The organism is Nocardia sp. NPDC004168 (assembly GCF_040610355.1).
Lineage (GTDB): Bacteria > Actinomycetota > Actinomycetes > Mycobacteriales > Mycobacteriaceae > Nocardia > Nocardia sichangensis.
Genome location: NZ_JBEXME010000026.1, coordinates 17,806 through 35,548, shown reverse-complemented (window position 1 = coordinate 35,548; position 17,743 = coordinate 17,806). Strand labels below are relative to the sequence as shown.

17 protein-coding genes are annotated in these 17,743 nt (G+C 68.7%); 6 read left to right on the top strand and 11 right to left on the bottom strand.

The window, feature by feature from the left end; all coding sequences use genetic code 11:
* Positions 1-85: 85 nt before the first annotated feature.
* Positions 86-1,192, bottom strand: a complete 1,107-nt coding sequence (locus ABZW96_RS30715) for a class II histone deacetylase (RefSeq protein WP_355079343.1) — start codon at positions 1,190-1,192, stop codon at positions 86-88.
* Between the two features lie 364 nt (positions 1,193-1,556).
* On the opposite strand from ABZW96_RS30715, the gene ABZW96_RS30710 reads away from it, so the two are divergent.
* Positions 1,557-2,315: a dienelactone hydrolase family protein gene (locus ABZW96_RS30710; protein ID WP_355079341.1), complete on the top strand. Its 759-nt coding sequence runs from the start codon at positions 1,557-1,559 to the stop codon at positions 2,313-2,315.
* A gap of 59 nt (positions 2,316-2,374) precedes the next feature.
* Here the strand turns inward: ABZW96_RS30710 and ABZW96_RS30705 are convergent, their stop codons facing one another.
* The gene (locus ABZW96_RS30705) at positions 2,375-2,788 is read right to left on the bottom strand and encodes a nuclear transport factor 2 family protein (protein ID WP_355079339.1); all 414 of its coding nucleotides are present in this window, start codon (positions 2,786-2,788) and stop codon (positions 2,375-2,377) included.
* A gap of 277 nt (positions 2,789-3,065) precedes the next feature.
* Between ABZW96_RS30705 and ABZW96_RS30700 the strand changes: the two genes are divergently transcribed.
* Positions 3,066-3,965: a MurR/RpiR family transcriptional regulator gene (locus ABZW96_RS30700; protein ID WP_355079337.1), complete on the top strand. Its 900-nt coding sequence runs from the start codon at positions 3,066-3,068 to the stop codon at positions 3,963-3,965.
* A gap of 17 nt (positions 3,966-3,982) precedes the next feature.
* Here ABZW96_RS30700 and ABZW96_RS30695 read toward each other — a convergent pair whose 3' ends face one another.
* Positions 3,983-5,377 (bottom strand): amino acid permease, encoded by a 1,395-nt coding sequence (locus ABZW96_RS30695; RefSeq protein ID WP_355079335.1) that lies wholly within the window; start codon positions 5,375-5,377, stop codon positions 3,983-3,985.
* Positions 5,378-5,534: 157 nt separating this feature from the next.
* On the opposite strand from ABZW96_RS30695, the gene ABZW96_RS30690 reads away from it, so the two are divergent.
* From ABZW96_RS30690 to ABZW96_RS30680, 3 genes are read left to right on the top strand one after another with little or no spacing between them, the layout of a single operon-like run.
* Positions 5,535-6,308 carry an enoyl-CoA hydratase/isomerase family protein gene (locus ABZW96_RS30690; protein WP_355079333.1) on the top strand — a complete coding sequence of 258 codons (774 nt, stop codon included), beginning with the start codon at positions 5,535-5,537 and terminating at the stop codon, positions 6,306-6,308.
* A gap of 1 nt (position 6,309) precedes the next feature.
* Entirely contained in the window at positions 6,310-8,460 is a 2,151-nt protein-coding gene (locus ABZW96_RS30685; RefSeq protein ID WP_355079331.1) for an acetate--CoA ligase family protein, read from the top strand.
* Positions 8,453-9,253 carry a crotonase/enoyl-CoA hydratase family protein gene (locus ABZW96_RS30680; RefSeq protein WP_355079330.1) on the top strand — a complete coding sequence of 267 codons (801 nt, stop codon included), beginning with the start codon at positions 8,453-8,455 and terminating at the stop codon, positions 9,251-9,253. The genes ABZW96_RS30685 and ABZW96_RS30680 overlap by 8 nt, the downstream gene beginning before the upstream one ends.
* 107 nt (positions 9,254-9,360) lie before the next feature.
* Here the strand turns inward: ABZW96_RS30680 and ABZW96_RS30675 are convergent, their stop codons facing one another.
* The 5 genes from ABZW96_RS30675 to ABZW96_RS30655 form a co-directional block, all read right to left on the bottom strand.
* Positions 9,361-10,398 carry an NAD(P)-dependent alcohol dehydrogenase gene (locus ABZW96_RS30675; RefSeq protein WP_355079328.1) on the bottom strand — a complete coding sequence of 346 codons (1,038 nt, stop codon included), beginning with the start codon at positions 10,396-10,398 and terminating at the stop codon, positions 9,361-9,363.
* A gap of 155 nt (positions 10,399-10,553) precedes the next feature.
* Positions 10,554-11,234, bottom strand: coding sequence for a response regulator transcription factor (locus ABZW96_RS30670; RefSeq protein WP_355079326.1), 681 nt, complete (start codon positions 11,232-11,234; stop codon positions 10,554-10,556).
* Positions 11,231-12,379 (bottom strand): sensor histidine kinase, encoded by a 1,149-nt coding sequence (locus ABZW96_RS30665; RefSeq protein ID WP_355079324.1) that lies wholly within the window; start codon positions 12,377-12,379, stop codon positions 11,231-11,233. The genes ABZW96_RS30670 and ABZW96_RS30665 overlap by 4 nt, the downstream gene beginning before the upstream one ends.
* A 74-nt stretch (positions 12,380-12,453) precedes the next feature.
* Positions 12,454-12,966, bottom strand: coding sequence for a DNA starvation/stationary phase protection protein (locus ABZW96_RS30660; RefSeq protein WP_355079322.1), 513 nt, complete (start codon positions 12,964-12,966; stop codon positions 12,454-12,456).
* Between the two features lie 243 nt (positions 12,967-13,209).
* Positions 13,210-14,112 carry an aromatic prenyltransferase gene (locus tag ABZW96_RS30655; protein WP_355079320.1) on the bottom strand — a complete coding sequence of 301 codons (903 nt, stop codon included), beginning with the start codon at positions 14,110-14,112 and terminating at the stop codon, positions 13,210-13,212.
* A gap of 525 nt (positions 14,113-14,637) precedes the next feature.
* On the opposite strand from ABZW96_RS30655, the gene ABZW96_RS30650 reads away from it, so the two are divergent.
* The gene (locus ABZW96_RS30650; RefSeq protein ID WP_355079438.1) at positions 14,638-14,943 is read left to right on the top strand and encodes a hypothetical protein; all 306 of its coding nucleotides are present in this window, start codon (positions 14,638-14,640) and stop codon (positions 14,941-14,943) included.
* A 33-nt stretch (positions 14,944-14,976) separates the two neighbouring features.
* Here the strand turns inward: ABZW96_RS30650 and ABZW96_RS30645 are convergent, their stop codons facing one another.
* The 3 genes from ABZW96_RS30645 to ABZW96_RS30635 all read right to left on the bottom strand — a co-directional run bounded on the left by ABZW96_RS30645 (position 14,977) and on the right by ABZW96_RS30635 (position 17,665).
* Positions 14,977-16,215, bottom strand: coding sequence for a Dyp-type peroxidase (locus ABZW96_RS30645; protein WP_355079318.1), 1,239 nt, complete (start codon positions 16,213-16,215; stop codon positions 14,977-14,979).
* Entirely contained in the window at positions 16,181-16,753 is a 573-nt protein-coding gene (locus tag ABZW96_RS30640; protein ID WP_355079316.1) for a copper chaperone PCu(A)C, read from the bottom strand. Before ABZW96_RS30640 ends, ABZW96_RS30645 begins: the two co-directional genes overlap by 35 nt.
* Before the next feature lie 384 nt (positions 16,754-17,137).
* Positions 17,138-17,665: a hypothetical protein gene (locus tag ABZW96_RS30635; protein WP_355079314.1), complete on the bottom strand. Its 528-nt coding sequence runs from the start codon at positions 17,663-17,665 to the stop codon at positions 17,138-17,140.
* Positions 17,666-17,743: the final 78 nt, after the last annotated feature.

Genomic DNA, 17,743 nt, shown 5'->3' with positions numbered 1-17,743 from the left:
GGTGCGGCGGTTCGGCGAAAGCGCGTCCCGCCGAGCCGTTCTGAATCTGCGCCGGACAGCAGGTGTCGCCATGGGCCGACTGGGGTCAGAGTTCGGCGACCAAGGCGGCGGCCGCTTCGATCGCGGCCGCCTCGTGGTCGAGGAGGACGTCGCCGCCTTGCGTTGTGACGATCGGTGTGTACGGGTCGTCCACGAACGGTTCGCCCAGCAGTTCGCGGAGCACCGCCAGCCCGCAGAACGGAACATAGTGCGGGCTGTAGCCGCCTTCTTGCACGAAGGCGATCCGGCCCGCGGAGGTCGCGGCGGCGATGTCCAGCATCCGGCGGGTCAGGTGCCGGAAGCCGCCGCTGGTGACCATCTGCCGAGCCAGCGGATCGAGGATGCTCGCGTCGAAACCGGACGCGACGATGATCAGCTCGGGCGCGAAGGCGTGCAGCGCGGGTTCGACGACTCGGTCGATCGCATGGAGATACGCGGCGTCTCCACTACCCGGCGGGAGCGGCACGTTGATCGCGTAGCCGTGTCCGTCGCCCGTGCCGCGCTCCTCCCGGTAGCCGGAATCCGGTGGGAAACACAGATGCTGGTGGATCGAGATGGTCAGGACCGACGGATCCTCATACCAGATGTCCTGCGTGCCGTTGCCGTGGTGGACGTCCCAGTCGACGACGGCGACGCGTCGCACGCCGAGTACGTCTTTCGCGTAGGCGGCGGCGATGGAGATGTTGTTGAAGACGCAGAAGCCCATGCCGGTAGCGCGGGTAGCGTGGTGCCCAGGCGGATTGACCAGCGCGTAACCATGGTCGACCGTCCCGGCCAGCACATGTTTCACGAGTGCGATCGCACCGCCCGCCGAAAGCGCGGCGATCTCGTATCCGCCCTTGCCGAAGGACGAGACGCCGTCGCCGGCATCCCCGCCCTTCGGCTGCAGACTCTCGGTCTTGATGCGCTCCAGATGTTGCGTGGTGTGCACCCGCAAGATGTCGGCCTCGTCGGCCGGTTCCGCCTTGATCGAGTGCAACTCGTCCAGCAGTCCGGACACCGAGACCAATTCGTGGAAGCGTCGTTTGGTGTCGGGATGCGCGAGGTGGTGGCCGATCGGCTGGAGACCGACCGTGACGTCGGACGGGAACAAACTGCCGCTGCCGGTGTCGGCCCACCCGTAGAGGGTGTTCCACACGTATCCGGTTGTCATCGTGCACTCCTCGCGGTCGGCGGACCGCCACGCCGTCCACCTGGGTATCACCCCGCCTCAGCGGGTGCTCGCGCTCATTACAGGCCCAGCAGCGACCTCGCCGCAACCGGACGACTTGCCACCTGTGACGGTGTGCGGCGCGAACCCTCGCCGCTCGAGTCGGGGGCCCTCGCGGTCCGGGGCGGGAGCCGCTACACATCGGATAGGCGGTCGCCGACGATCCCGGCGCAGCCGAGGACGTCGGGCCGGATCCGCCGCCCGGGTGCGGTCCGCTGGGCGTCCTGGCGCAGTGCCCGTGATTCCGGAGAGCCGGTGCGCGATTTCCTCTGGCGCGGTGGCGATCCGAAGCGGTTAGAGTGGCCTCGTGACATACGAGATCACGGCCGAGCAGATCGAAATCCCCCAGGACGACGCGACACCCATGGCGGCTTATCTCGCCCGGCCGGAGGGGGTGGGCGACTACCCGCTCGTCCTGGTCGGAGCCGAGTTGTGGGGGCTGACCGATGAGGTCCGGGCCGTCGTGCGCGATGTCGCCGCCCTGGGGTATGTGGCGATCGCGCCGAATCTGTACCACCGCAGCGGTCCCGAGACCTCTGCCGGGTTCGAGGAGAGCGATGCCAACCGGGCCCGCGCGTTCGAACTGCTGGGCCGATTGACCCGCGACGGTGTCGAGGCGGACCTGCGCGCCGCCGCCGAGCATGCCCGCGAGCATGCCGGGGCCGGTGACCGGGTCGGCATGCTGGGCTTCAGCCTCGGTGGCCACGTCACCTATTTCGCGGCGACCCGGCTGCCGCTGCGCGCCGCCGCCATCTACTACCCGGGATGGGTGCCCGACTCGGGTATGGCGTTGAGCGTTCCGGATCCGCTGTCGGCGGCGACGCCTGGTATCACCGCTCGGCTGGCGCTGTTCTTCGGCGGGCAGGATCACATCATCGATGCCGATCAGCGGGAGCGGATCGGTGCGGCGTTGTCGGCGGCGGGTGTCCGGCACGACGTGGTGGTGTATCCCGAGGCTCGGCACGCCTTCTTCTTCCCCGGCCGTGAGGTCTATGACAAGCAAGCCGCCGAGGATTCCTGGCAGCGGGTGCGCGAGCTCTTCGCCGCCGAGCTGACCGCGTCCTGATCCGGTTACGCGGTAACGATCCGGAGCCCGCCGGGCCGAGCCGGCGGGGTGGGGAGAGATCACTCCTCGTGCATCCAGGCAAGTGTGGTCCGCGACTCCCTGAGTCGCCAGCCCGCCTGCGTCCGTACGACGGTGCAGGCCATGCGCAGGCCGCTCGTTCGATGGGGTGCTCGGCCTTCACGGAAGAAGTACACGAGCGAGTTCGCCGAGGCGGCAGCCTGGTCGCCGTGGACGTCCACCAACAGGTCGGTGGTCACGTGCTGGGTGTGCTCCTCCGCGACCTCGGCTTGTCGCATGAGGCCGACCAGGTTGTCGATGCCCTGGAGGTCGCCGTTGCGGGGCGAGTGGATCGCCACATCGTCGGCGAAGACGGTGGCCGCGTCCTCCCATCGCTTCTCGTCGAGCAGGCGCGCCAGGCGCGCGAACAGATCGGCGATCTCGATCCGATCGGCGATCAGGGTATTCGTGGACATGAGAGCCCCTTTCGTTGGCGCCACTAACATTGGCGGTGCCAACTATACCTACCTTTGATTGGCATCACCAATGAAGTCGTGTTCGTGGTGTGCATCAGACGGCGAACGCGACAATGCCGCGAAATCCGGTGCGAGCCGGGCGGTGGGGACGGGATGTGCGCTCCAGCGGGACCGATTTCCTGCGCCCCGGATCGGGGGCCGACCCCGGGGGGCCGCTCGGCTCGGTCGGATAGATTGGGAAAGAATCCGTGGTGGTCGAAGTGGTGGAGGAGGCGCGGTGGGCGCGAGTGCGGAGTCGGCGACGGGTCCGGCGACATTCGACGATCTGGTCACCGAGATCCGCGCCAGATGGGATTCGCTGTCGGCCTCGCACAAGAAGCTGGCCGAGCGCGTGCTGTCCGACCCGGAGGCGGTGGCGTTCATGACCGTGTCCGATCTGGCGAGCGCGGTCGGCGTCAACGAGGCGACGGTGGTGCGGTTCGCGAATGGCCTCGGGCTGAAGGGATATCCCGGCTTGGCCCGCCTGTGTCAGGAGCGGCTGCAGGAGCGGGCGCAGTTGCTGCGCCGTTTCGAGAATCTCGAACACTTGGTGGCGCAGGGTGCGGGCCTGCGGGAGAGCCAGGTGGTGTTGGACCAGGCGAACATCGCGCGTTCCTTCGCGGGCATCGCGGACGCCACTTGGGACGCGGTGGCCGCCCAGCTGGCGCGCGCGCCCCGCGTCCACGTGATGGGCCTGCGCAAGTGCCACGCGCCTGCTTATCTGCTGGGCTACCTGCTCGGTCTGTTGCGTGAGGACGTGGCGACCGTGACGGGGACCAGGGGGTCGCTGACCGACGAACTGCGCCGTGTTCGCGCGGGGGATTGCTTCGTGGCGATATCGATCCATCGCTACAGCTCCGACACGGTCCGTGCGGCGCGGTGGGCCCGCCAGCGTGGCGCCCACGTCGTGGCCCTGACCGACACCCCGGCCTCGCCGCTGGCGGCGGCGGCGCACGAGACCTTCTACGTCGAGGCGTCGAGCGCGAGCGTGCTGCGCTCGATCACCGCCTTCACGTCGATCGTCCAGGCGTTGTCCGGCGCGGTGGCGCACCTCCTCGGCCGTGAGGTCCGCGACACCTTGTTGGAGGAGGAGAGACTGCTGGGCGAATTCGGCGTATACGCCGCCGACGGCGTCTGATCCTGCTCTGCCGGTGGCTATTTCACCGGCGTCATCGCCGCGACCCGGTCGGCGCGACGTTGGTGCAGCAGGCCCGCGGCGACGGCCAGGGTCGTGACCACCAGGGTGAGCGCCAGCGGCGTTCGGGTATCGGAACCGAACACCATCCCCACCACGATGCCCAGCAGAGTGACCAAGACCAGGTACGGCAGATAGGGAGCCCCCCACATCCGTACGGCCGGCGCGGCGGATTCCACGGCGGCGCGGTTGCGTCGGCCGGCGATGTACGTGGCGCAGATGCACAGGTAGACCACCACCGCGACGGCGCCGGACGAGCTGAGCAGGAAGCTGAAAACCGCTCCGGTGGGCAGGAAGTAGTTCGCGGCCACGGCCAGGAATCCGGCGCTCGCGGCGGCGAGAACCCCGGCCGTCGGCACACCGGAGCGGGTGACGCGGCCCAGCGGTCGCGGCCCCTCTCCGCGTTGGGCCAGCGCGAACAGCATGCGCGACGCGGAGTAGAGCCCCGAGTTCAGGCACGACAGCACCGCGGTGAGCACGATCAGGTTCATGATGGTCCTGGCGCCGGGAATCCCCAGCAGATTCAGGACCGCGGTGTACGGACTTTCGGTGATCTCGGCGCTGTCCCACGGCAACAAGGTCACGACGACCAGGATCGAGCCCACGTAGAAGACGAGGATGCGCCCGGCGACGCTGCGCATGCTCGCCCGCACGGCGTTGACCGGATCGTCGGCCTCACCGGCGGCGATGGTGACCAATTCGGTGCCGAAGTAGGAGAAGAAGACCGTCAGCGACGCGGCCAGCAGGGGAGTGAATCCGTTGGGCAGCAACCCGCCTCGTCCCAGCAGGTTCGTCGTGCCCGGTGCGGTGTAGTGGGCGAACGCGCCGCAGATCGCCGCGATGCCGACGCCGATGAAGACGACGATCGCGGCGACCTTGATCAAGGCGAACCAGAACTCGAAACGCGCAAACGAGCTCACCGCGGACAAGTTCACTCCGGTCAGGGCGCTCAGGAAGAGCAGGGCGAACGCCCAGGCGGGCACCGCGGGCGCCAGCTGGTTGGCGATCGCGCCACCGGCGACGGCCTCGAAAGCGACCGTCACCGACCAGTGGTAGCTGTACACCCAGCCGACCGACAGTCCGGCCCATGGCCCGAGTTCGCGTGAGGCGTAACTCGAGAACGAACCGGTCTCCGGGCGCGCCGTGGCCAGTTCGGCCAGCATGCGCATCACCAGGATCACGACCAGGCCGGTGAGCAGATAGGCCAGGACGATGCCGGGTCCGGCGGCCGCGATCGCGGTGCCGCTGCCGACGAACAACCCGGCACCGATGACGCCGCCGATCCCGATCATCGTGAGCTGACGAGTGGTGATGGTGTGCTGCAGATTTCGCGTAGGGGGAATTGAGGTGGGCACGATGCCTCCCAAGGACCGTGGGCTGTGACCCGGGTAACTGATGGTCGGTCATGCAACACCCGCGTCCCCGTGCGTGCAAATCGATTTGCATTCAGAGATGGGAATGCAACTGTTATGGCATAGTGTGACGTCCACCCGAGCAGGAGGAGATGAGCGAATGTCCATGGTGCTGGTGAGCAGGTCCGGTCCGACAGCGACGCTGACGTTGAACCGTCCGGAACGGCTCAACGCGGTCAGCGAAGAGCTCTACGAAGCGTTGATCGGCCATCTGGTGGTCGCCGATTCAGATCCGGCGGTGCGCTGCGTGGTGCTGCACGGCGCGGGCCGCGCGTTCTGCGCCGGCGCCGACCTGAAAGCGCACCACGCCGGCTCCCGCACGCCCACCGAGCAAGCGCACTACCTCGATCTCGCCCAGCGGGCTTGCGAGCAGATCCAGCGAATGGACACGCCGGTCGTCGCCGCCGTCGGCGGATACGCGCTGGGCGCAGGCGCCGAAATGGCGGTGAGCGCGGACTTCCTCGTGATGGCCGAGGACGCGCAGCTCGGTTTCCCCGAGGTGAGCATCGGGACGTTCGTCGGCGGCGGAGTCACCCATCGGTTACCGCGTTTGGTCGGTCTGCGCCGCGCCACCGATCTGCTCGTCCTCGGCGAGCGCTGCACCGGCACACAAGCATTCGAGTGGGGATTGGCCTACGCGTCGGTGCCCGGTGACGTCCTTCTCGATACTGCGCGCGGACTCGCCGACGCGTTGGCGGGGAAAGCGCCGTTGTCGCTGGCGCGGATGAAGGCCGCGCTGCGCCGTGACGATCCCCTGGAAGTCGCGCTCGCCGGTGAGCCGCGCCAGATCCTGGAGTTGATGGCGACCAGGGACTGGGCCGAGGGCGTCGCGGCGTTCGCCGAACGCCGCACCCCTGTGTTCGAAGGGAAGTGACGTGCCCACACTCGACGCCTCGGTCCGCACCGCGCTCGAACGTCTCTTGGATCCGCGCTCCGTCGTGGTGGTCGGTGCGTCTTCCGACCCGGCGAAGCGTGGTCACCAGGCCATTCGCGCTCTGCGAGAGGCCGGTTACGAAAACCCTGTCTATCCGGTCAATCCCAATGCCGGGCAAATACTCGGCCTGGATGTCTGCGCATCGCTCGATCAGGTTCCTCCCGGCGCCGATGTCGCGCTGATCGCCCTGCCCGCCGCAGCCGTGCCCGGCGTGTTGCGTGAATGCGCGACCGCGGGCATCGCCGGAGCAGTGGTGCTCGCCAACGGCTTCGGTGAGATCGGCGTGGACGGCGCCGATCTCGCCGCCGAGCTGGCAGCCGCGATCGACGAGACCGGCATTCGCGTCATCGGTCCCAACACCTCCGGCCTGCTCAACCTCACTTCGGGTGCGAATCTGGTGGGGCTGCAGGGTGTTCCGCGCGGACCGATCAGCGTCATCACGCAGAGCGGGAACATGCTGTTGTCGCTGGTGAACGACAACAACGTCCTCAGAGGTCCCGGCTTTCACGCGTACGTGGGGTTGGGCAACCAAGCCGACGTCCGTTACGACGAATGCCTGGTCGAACTCGCCCGTCATCCGGAAACCAGTGTCGTGGCGATCCATTCCGAGGGATTCGCCGACGGGCGGTCGTTCCTGGTGGCGGCCGCTCGGACCGTGCCGGACACGCCCGTCGTCCTGCTGCGCGGCGGCCGCTCGGAGGAGGGCCGGCGCGCCGCGGCCTCGCATACCGGCTCGATAGCGGGCTCGGACGCGGTGGCGACCGCCGTCCTGCGCCAAGCCGGGGTGGAACTGGTCGATCGCTCCGACGAACTCGCGGTCGTCGCGGGAGCCCTCGCCGTGTGTGCTCCGATCACCCCGGGGCGCACGGTCGCGATTCTCAGCGACGGCGGTGGACACGCCGCGCTGGCGGCGGACGGCCTGGCCGCGCACGGGATCGAATCCGCGCGGCTCGCGGAGCACACCCGGCAACAATTGCGGAAAGTGCTCGGCGCGGCGGCCGCGGTCTCGGGCCCCGTCGATGTGGCCGGCGCCACCGATACCGACCCGATGGTCTTCGCCGAAGCCGCCGAGATCCTCATGCGCGATCCCGCGGTGGGCCTCGTGCTGATCATCGGGCTGTTCGGTGGCTACCACCTGCGTTTCGACGCGGGATTGCGCGACAGCGAAGACGCGACGGCGGGCGTCCTGCTCGCGCTTTCGGCCGAATACAAGGTGCCCTTGGTGATCCAGAGCTGCTACGCCGGTCTCGATATCGCCAATCACGACCGGCTGCGCGCCGGCGGCGTACCGGTGCTCGGCTCGATCGAGCACGCCGTGCGAGCGGCGGCGGCTCTGCACCGGCGCGGCCGCCTGATCGCCGAGCGCGCCCGGCGCTCCTCGCTGACACTGCCGCCGCCCGCCCCGCCCATCCCGGGTTCGGGGATCCTCGACGAGCCGACCGCGCGGCGGGTGCTGGCCGACGCGGGAGTGGAGGTCGGCATGTGGACCTTCACGCGCGACGTGGATGCGGTGGCTCCGGCAGTCGCCGCGTACCGGCGACCGTGTGCACTGAAAGTCGTCTCAGCACAGGTGATCCACAAGTCGGACGTCGGTGGCGTCCGGCTGGGAGTGGTGGCCTCCACCGCGACCGAGAACGCCGATTCCATTGTCGACGCGGTGACCGCGAAGGTGCCCGACGCCAGGATCGACGGAATGATCGTGACCCCCATGGCCGACGCTGGTGTGGAGTTGCTCGTCGGCGCGACCCGGGATCCGATCTTCGGGCCGGTGCTGGCTTTCGGCTCCGGTGGGGTGCTGGTCGAGGCGGTCCGGGATGTCGCGTTCCGAGCCGTCCCCCTCACCGAATCGGAAGCTCACGAGATGATCGAGGAGACCATCGCCTCCCGCATGCTCGACGGCTACCGGCACCTGCCCGCGGTCGATCGTGACGGGCTCGCGCGATTCCTCGTGCGCATCGGGGATTTCGTCGCCGCGCACCCGGAGATAGCCGAACTCGATCTCAATCCGGTGATCGCGTCCGGGCACGACCTCACGCCGGTGGATGTGCGAATCGTCCTGTCCGAGTCGGCGTCCGGAGGTCGCGATGAGTGACCCGATCCTGATCGACCGGACCGGCGACGTGGTCGTCTGGACCTTGAACAACCCGCGAGCCCGCAATCCGATCTCCGAAGCGGACACCATCAGCGCCCTCGAGGACGCGGTGGCGGCGGCCAACCGGGACCATAGCCTCCGGGCGGCCATCCTCACCGGTGCGGGCTCGGCGTTCTCCTCCGGCGGCAACGTCAAGCACATGCGCGACCGGGCCGGAATGTTCGGCGGCACACCGGCGCGGCTACGTCAGGAATACCGTCACGGGATTCAGCGCATCCCGAGAGCGCTGTATCACTGCGAGATACCCACCATCGCCGCCGTCAACGGCCCGGCCATCGGCGCGGGTTGCGACCTGGCCTTGCTGTGCGACCTGCGGATCGCCGTTGCCACCGCCGTGTTCGCCGAGAGCTTCGTGAAGATCGGCCTGGTCCCCGGCGACGGCGGAGCCTGGCTGCTGCCCAGGGCGATCGGCATGGCCAGGGCCTGCGAAATGGCGTTCACCGGTGAGCCGATCGACGCGCACACCGCACTCGACTGGGGGTTGGTCTCGGAGGTGGTGGAGCCCGGCGCACTCTTGGACGCGGCCCACCGGCTCGCTGCCCGCGTGTGCGCCAATCCGCCGCATGTGCTGCGAATGACCAAGCGGCTGCTGCGCGAAGGAACACACCAGACCTTGGAAAGCCTGCTCGAGCTGTCGGCGGCCATGCAGGCCGCCGCGCATCACACCGAAGACCATCGCGAGGGCGTCGCGGCCGTGCTGGAGCGCAGACCACCCGAGTTCACGGGTGGCTGAGCAACTTCCCCGGTGGCGCACAAGCCACTCCGCCGACAGCGCGGTTCAACCAACCAGGCCTCTCCGATACAGGTGCGGCGAAGGCTGGACCGCGGTCGCCGGGCAAGCTAATCGGTGATGACGATCTTGCCTCTGGCGTGGTGTCCGAGCATGTGGGCGACCGCGTGCGCGGCTTCGCCGAGGGGATAGGCCCGCTCGATGATCACCTTGACGTCGCCGGACACCAAGAGCGCGGCGAGATCGTTCAAATTGTCCTGGCCGGGGAGGCAGGTGACGGTGCGGACGTCGGTCGAACCCCAACCCATCATCTTCGCTCGGGCGATCCTCGGCAGGCTCCCGAAAAGTCCTCTGGCGCTCCCGATGCTGTTGGGGATGAGTATTCCGGTGGGTGTCAGCAGCTCGGCTGTCGCGGCGGGCGGATGGTTCAACACGTTGTCGAGGATCACGTCGTAGCGTTGTGTGCCGCGGGTGTAGTCCTCCCGGGTGTAGTCGATGATGTGGTCGGCGCCCAACGACTGCACGAACTCGACGTTGCGGGTACTGCACACGCCGGTGACCTGAGCGCCGAGCGTCTTGGCGATCTGCACCGCGAGCGTTCCGACACCGCCCGACGCGCCGTTGATCAGGACCCGTTTCCCCGGCCCGGCCCGGCCCACGTCGCGCATGGCCAGCAGCGCTGTGATGCCCGACATGACCGATGCCGCGGCCTCCGCGAACGACAGTTCGGCGGGTTTGCCGATCAGCTGGGACGCCGGTACCACCGTGAATTCGGCGAACGTGCCTGCCAGCGATTTCGCGCTGTTGCCCCACAGCGAACCGAATACCTCGTCGCCGGGGCGGAAGCCGGTCACGTTCTTTCCGACGGCCTCCACGGTTCCCGCGATGTCACTTCCGCGCACCGGTGTCGCAGGCCGGCGGAGTCCGAACTCCAGTCGGAGGAGGTACGGCACACCGGTCACCGCGAGCCAGTCCGGGGTATTCACGCTGGTGGCGCGCATGCGGACCAGGACCTCGTCGTCGGAGGGAGTGGGGCGGGCGATGTCGTCCGGTGCGAGTACCTGTTCCGGTGAACCGTAGCCGCGTTGGACGATCGCCTTCATCGTGGCGTCGCGTTCGGGCGTGGTCGCGTTCGTCGATGCCGACATGGTTTTCTCCCTCGGATGGTCACGCCGGGCCGCGAGCGGCGTCGGTGGTGCGTCCATCCTGGCGAACCGGCCGACGGACCACATCGGACGAGCGGTTCGATCCGAGTCGGCCGATAGGACGGGGCCCGGGGATACTTTCGGCCGAGGTGCTCCGGTCAGCGCCCGACGCGGTCGGTCTCGTACGCCCAGATGACGAGTTCCACCCGGTTGCGCGCCCCGAGTTTGGCCATGAGGCTCGCGATGTGGGTCTTGACCGTGCTGAGGCTGATGTGCAGCTCCGCGGCTATCTCGTTGTTGGTTCGCCCCCGGGCCACAGTGGCCAGTACGTGCTCCTCGCGGTCGGTGAGTTCCATGGCGGGCCGGGCAGGCGCTGCGGCGCGTCCGGTGCCTGCGAAGGCGGTGAGCAGACGCGCGGTGATACTCGGGGCGATGAGCGCGTCGCCGCGAGCGGCGGCATGGACGGCCTGCGCGAGCATCGCGGGTCCGGCCTCTTTCAACAGGAAACCGCGTGCGCCGGCACGCAGCGCCGCGTAAACGTACTCGTCGAGGTCGAAGGTGGTGATGACGACCACGGCGAGAGGGTCGTCGACGGCAGGCCCGGCGAGCAGGCGGGTGGCCTCGATGCCGTCGACGCCCGGCATGCGGATATCGAACAAGCACACATCTGGGCGCAGATCGCGAGCGAGCCGGACGGCCTGGGCCCCGTCCGCGGCCGCGCCGACGACTTCGATACCCGGTTGGGCGTCGAGGATCATCACCAGCCCGGTGCGGACGATCTCCTGGTCGTCGGCGACGACCACCCGCAGATCCGGCGTCATCGGCTCGCCTACGGTCATGTCGCCGCACCCTGCCGGGGCAGCACCGCCGTCACGGTCCACCCGCGGTCGGAGTTCGGGCCCGCCGCGCAGGTGCCGCCGAGCAGGTCGGCGCGCTCGGCCATGCCGACCAGGCCGTAACCCGGAGATCCGGCCGGGCGTGCGGGACCGCCGTCGCCGTCGTCACGGACGAGCAGTCGGACGGCTGTGTCGTCGCTGGTTACACGCACTTCGATGCGGGTGGCGTGCCGGGCGTGACGCACCGCGTTGGTGATCGACTCCTGGGCCAAGCGGTAGATCGCGGTGCCGACCGTCGCGGGCAGATCGGTGACATCACCACTGATCTCCACCTCCACGGAAGGACCGTTGCCGGTGGAACCGGCGAGCTGTTCCAGATCGGTGATGCCGGGATTGGGCGAGCGGTCCCCATCATCGATCGGCTGGTCTCGCCGGAGCACACGCACGATGGCGCGCATCTCGGCGAGCGTGCGCGCGGCTTCGGCCTCGATCAGGCGCAGCGCGTCGACGGCGGCGCCGGGCGTGGACTCCGCGATCGCCAGACCGGCTTGGGCGCGAATCGCCATGGCCGACACATGATGCGCGACGGTGTCGTGCAGATCGCGGGCCAGTCGTTCACGTTCGACCAGCTTGACCTGATCGAGTTCCCGAGCCTTCGCCCGTGCCCGGTACCGGAATGCCAAGCCCAGCGCGACGGCCGCGAACAGCACGATGAACGCTCCGGCCGCATCGGCGGCGGGGAGGCCGCCGGTCAGCATCGCGATGCCCGCACTGGGGAAGACGATCGCCGATCCGATCACGATGTCGCGCCCGGACCCCCACCGGTACAACGCGTACGGCAGCAGCAGCGTCGCCCCCATGGCGGCGATGTCCGACTGATCGCCACCCAGCAGCACCGTCGCCGAGGTCGAGCCGACGAAGGCGATGCCGACCATCGCCAGTGGTCGGCTCCGGCGCCACAACAGCGTGGGCATGATCGCGACCGCGACCGCGATCCACACGAACCGGTGCGAGATGTCTTGTCGAAGCGAACCTTCGAGAACCGCGAGCGCGATGAACGTTCCCACGAGCGCCCGATCCCGCCATGACCGAGGTGGAGCGTCGGGGGCGTGCGGCTCGTGCCACACCGAGCGGATCAGGTCGTGCACGCCTCAATGATCGCGCTCGGACCCCTGGAAGGGAACGGCGGGTGCTTCCATTCGGCGTATGGCGCTCGTGCCGTTTAGACCTTGCGGTTCTCCGACTTGATCATCCACGCCAGTTTCTCCAGCGACGCGGTGATCTGGTGCAGCAGATCGCTGGTGCTTGGATCCTCGGCGTCCACCGCGTCGTGCACGTCACGGATGGTGTCGATCGCCGCGTAGGTGCGGGTCGTGATCAAGTCGACGACGTCGGCGGAGTTCACCTCTTGGGCGGGGAACGGCGGGAGGCTCGTCGTCGCGGCGACGGTGTCGGAGCGTCCGTCGGGGACCACGTCGAGGGCTCGCATCCGCTCGGCGATGGTGTCGCTGCCCTCCCGTGCCGCATCGACGAGCTCATCGAGTTGCAGGTGGAGATCGCGGAAGTTGGCGCCGACGACGTTCCAGTGGGCCTGCTTGCCTTGCAAGTGCAGTTCGACGAGATCGACGAGAACGCGCTGCAGATCCGCGGCCAAGCGGGGTGAACCGGTGAAATTGCGGACCTCGTCGGCGAGACGGCGATTGGTTCGGTGCTGAGTCTTGTGTGCGGTAGTCATGGTTGCACTCCTCTCGTGGTCTTCACGGAGAACAACCCCGACTTTATTGGAATCATTCCAGATTGTACTGTCGCGTGGATCACCCCGCCTCGGCGTGCGCACGGCTCGAGGTCACGGCACGAACGTGTGCGCCCGGTCGACGGCGCTATCGTCTGCGCGCACTCGATGCAGGTGCTCGCCGCCGCCGAACGTCCGCCGCACCTCGAGGGCATCTTCGTCAGCGGCGGCTACTACGAGCCGCGCCTATTTCGCTCGCGGCGCGGCGCCGCCGCCGGGGATGACGGCACGATGGACGGTCGTGTATTCGGCTTGCACTTTGTAGTACCGCGAGTGCGGACCGTAGGCGGCGTAGAGGGTGAAGCCGCGTGGCCCTTCGAAGGCGCGCGGCGCCCCGTCGATGAAACGGGCCAGCACCGGATCGAGGTCGCGCGGAAAATTCGATTCCTGATAACGCTGCGGGAAGCAGATGCGTCGCATGCGCGGCGAGGTCCAAGAGAAGGTGCGGTAGACGTTGAATGTGCCGTCGAACAGCGTCAGTTCTTCGTCGGTGGCCGCGACGAAATCCAGGTCGGTCAGGATCGCGGCGATGTCGTCGGAAGTGATCGCACCGGGCGGCAGCACCTGGGAGTACAAGTTCATGGTGCGACTGGCGAAATCGAGTGCCAGAATGCCGACCTTGCCGCCGTAGCGGGTCAAGTGCTCGGCGTGCGAGCGCGCCGCGTCCGGAATCCCCGGGAACGCGAGCATCCGCTCGACCTCGAGGACATCGGCGAAGAACAGCCAGACCTTCTGCACGCCACCGGTGAGGGACAGGTCAACGGCCGATCCCGCCGGGACCTCGGCACAGACCTCCGCCAGCAATCGCTCCATGGGATGTCCGATGAAGGTGATCAGTCCGGCGCCGCGCAGCGTCTCGACCAGTTCTGCCGGTGGGCCCGAGTGCTGCACCCTGGCGTTGACCTCGCGCTCGGGTACCGGATGGGTCGTGGTGCGCACACCGACCACCGAGCCGGTCCACAGATCGGCGAGAGCGTCCAGCGCCGGATCCACCACCGCGGGGTCGTAACGCGCTTCGGCCAAGCGCGCGAATTCGCGCAGATCCCGGCGCAGCCGGTCGAGCGTGACAGCGGCCGATGTGCTGCTCATACGTCAACCTCGAATACTCCCACCGTGGGATGAAAAGCCAAGTCCACCAACAGATCGACTCGTCACGATAGTCGCGCGGCCGGTCGTGTCGCTACACGGACGCCGACGTTTCTCCGCGGGCTGGTCGGCGTCGTAGCCGGCCCGGCAGTTCGTTTCGGTAGGGTCGCGGCGGCGTGTCCGCCCGCGGCGACTGCGGCCGCGATTGTGGTGACAGTCTTGGTGGTTCGCCACCGTGTGCGACCGCGTCGGATTTCGACCATGTGGTTCGTCCTTCGAGCAGGTGTGATGCAAGTCGTGTGGTCCACTGTCGGGTCGTGCGGCATCCCCGCCACATCCGTCAGGTGACGCTGTACGCGACGTAGTTCGGCGACCGAGCTCTTCGAGTGCGCTGCACCGGTGCGGGCGAGTTCGTCCCATCGGGCAGCGAAATCGCGAAGTGCACTCGCGCCCGAACCATGGCAAGTTTGCTGCGTGAACGTGTCAGAGTTGATCTACAACGTCGTAGTCGTCGCTCACCTGCTCGGCATGGCGGCGGTAGTGGGTGGTTATGTGGCGGGGCGGCCTCGGGTCTCGGAGGTGATGGTCTGGGGTGCGCGGTTGCAGGTGGTCACCGGATTGATCTTGGTCGGCATGGCCGAGTCGATCGATTCGCTCGGCAAGGACCCGAACATGGTGAAGATCGGCGTGAAGCTGGTCGTCGCGGTGGCGGTGGCGGCGTTCGCGGAGATCGGGCACGCGGACGAGAAGCGAGGCAAGCCGGTGCCGTGGCTGACCGATGCCGCGGGCGTGCTGGCGATCGTGAACGTCTTGGTGGCCGTGTTGTGGACCTGAGGTGTCCGGCGCCGCATGGGCGCCGAACACTTCTCACGCCTCGAACAGCGGTTGCCCGAGATAGCCGCCCGGTGACGCGACCCCGGGCGGGATCGCGAACACCGCGGAACCGATGGGTGTGGTCCACACATTGAGCGCGTCGAATTCCGCGAGCCGACGCTGGACCGGAAGGAACTGGGTGTCCACGTCCCGCTGATAGGCGGCGAACAGCAGACCCGAGTTGGAGGTCCCGCCCGGTGTGGGGGCGTCGTCGTAGTTGTAGCCGCGCCGCAGGAAACGCTCGCCGTCGTGGGTGTGATGGGCGCGAGCGATGTGCGATGACGGTGGGATGACCGGTATCCCGTTCGCGTCGACGGCCGCGAAGTCCGGCTCGTCGAACTCGCCGGTTCCGGTCAGCGGCGCGCCGTCGGCGATGGTGCGGCCGACGGTGAGTTCCCTTTCCTCTCGGTCGATCCGGTCCCAGGTGTCCAGCGTCATCGCGATCCGCCTCAGTACGCACGAGGTTCCGCCGCGCAGCCAGGGCTGCGTGGCCCCGTCGTCCCACACCAGACGGGCGAACTCCGGTGTGCCGGGCGCCAGGTTCACCGTGCCGTCGACCTGGCCCATCAGGTTGCGCGGTGTCCGGCCTGGTGCGGCATCGCGAAATCCGCGTTGCACCCAGCGCACGGTGACCAGCGAGGTCACGCTCCGGCACAGCACACGCACCGCGTGTGACACCGTGGTCGCCTCCTCGGCGCATATCTGCAGGAGCAGATCGCCTCCGGTCCAGGCGGATTCGAGCCGGTCGATGGCGAAAGGGGGCAACGGCCGCAGCCACGACGGCCTGCGATGCTCGAGCCCGGCCGCCGTGAACACCGCGGGCCCGAAACCCACCGTGACGGTGAGCCGCGCCGGGCGCAGCGCGAGTTCGGCTTCGGTGTCCGCGAGCGCGGGCCGCCCCTCGGTCAGCCGAGCGGCGTCCCCGGTCCATATCTTCAGCAGTCCGACGAGGTCCTCGCGCCGGACACCCGGTCGCAGATCGAAGGCGACGAATGCCGCGTGCGACTGCGGGAGGGTGTCGATCCCGGCTTGGTGCGGGCCGTAGAACGGCACCGTCGCTTCCCGGGCCCGGGGACCGGGTTCCCGCCGTCCGATACGCGCGGCCGCGCCGAGCCCGGCACCGGCGACGCCGGCCGCGGCGGCTCCGCCGCCCAGTAGACGCCGCCGGTTGATCCGTGCGGGACGCGGTTCGTTGCGGTCAGCCACCGTGCGCGGGGGTCTGCGCGCCTGCATGTGCCTCGCCGCCCGTGTGATCGGGCACGTAATTCTCCTGGTTGCCCGCGAAGTCGCGCACCTGAGCGGTGAAGGTGGTGGTCGAGCCATCGTCGAAGGTCAGCGTGACCGACGTCTCCGACCCCGTGCGCAGCGGCCCGTGCAGGTCCATGAACATGATGTGGTCGCCGCCGGGCCGCAGCTGGGTGCGGCCGTGCGCCGGAACGACGAAGCCGCCGGGCTTGGGCCGCATCGCCTTGGTGCCGTTCGCGTCGGTGACCACCTCGTGCAACTCGATCCGGCCGGAGGCGGGACTGGCGGCCGAGACGATGGTGCGCGGGGTGTCGCCGCTGTTGGTCAGGTCGCCGAACGCGGCCGACATCCCGCTGTCGGCGGCCTTGACCCACTGGTCGGAGATGGTCACCGCATCGGCGGATGCGACGGTGCCGGTCTTGTCGGCCGACGAACACGCGGTCAGCAGAAGGGGCACCGCCGCGGCGGCGAGCGCGCCACGCAGGAGGCGAGCGGTGCGCGGTGCGACGAAAAGGTTGACGGTCATGAGAACTCCGCAAGTCGTGAGATTCGGTGTGGTGCGCGCTGACGAAGGCCTCGGGAGTTCCGGGCATCGACCGATCCGTCGGCGGGCCCGGGTCACTCGGTGCTGTCGGTGGACACGTCACATCCGGCCCGCCGCGAGGAGGCCGGGCATCCGAGTCGGCGGCCGCCGATCTGGCCCTGAAGCCGCACTGCGAGTCGCCGAAAACGCCCGCTTCGCAACCGGGTTCACGGCGAGTCGATTCTCCGGCGCTGTACCGCCGTGATATCCGAGGTCGGAATGGCATTCGCGAGCCGGAGTGGGCAGGCATGATCCGAAGCGAATCGTGGGCAGGGTCGTCTCGCGCGGCCGGGTGCTCCGGCGATGCTCGTCGGCGCGATGTGGGGGTCAGCGGATCGGTGGCGGGCCGCGCAGGCCGGGGCCCGAACTCAGTAGCGGGCGGCGCGGATGGGGGAGAACATGCCCGAACGCGGGCGAGCCGATCCGGACCGGCGCGCTGGGGCCTTCACCGAGCACGCGCACCGTGCGGCGCACATCGGAAACCGCGCGCACGACAGCGTGTTCGGCGGCGCGGATGAGCAGCGCGCCGAGCGGGACGGCCGCGAGATGCGTGCCGAGCATGACCGAGGTCGCGCCCGCGTCGTGGTGATGAGCAGCCGACAGGGTGGACGCGAAATGCGCGACGGCTTGCGCCACCGCCAGCGTGGCCATCATCTCGCCGCGCCCGTGCCGGTGGGGTCGCACACCGGCCAGCACGCCGACCGCCGCGCACGCGGCGATCAGCAGGGCGATCGGCGCCGCGCCGGGTGCCATCGCACCGCCGCCGAGCGCGTGCGCGGCGATGCTCACCGCCCCGGCCACGGATCCGACGAACGCGCCGCGCAGCCGCGCCGCCACTACCGTCGGATTACGCACCGACTCATACTACCGCCCGTCGTAGCGCGGGGAGGCGCCGGATCGGATGCCCGACGGACCCGCGTGCCGAACTCGACT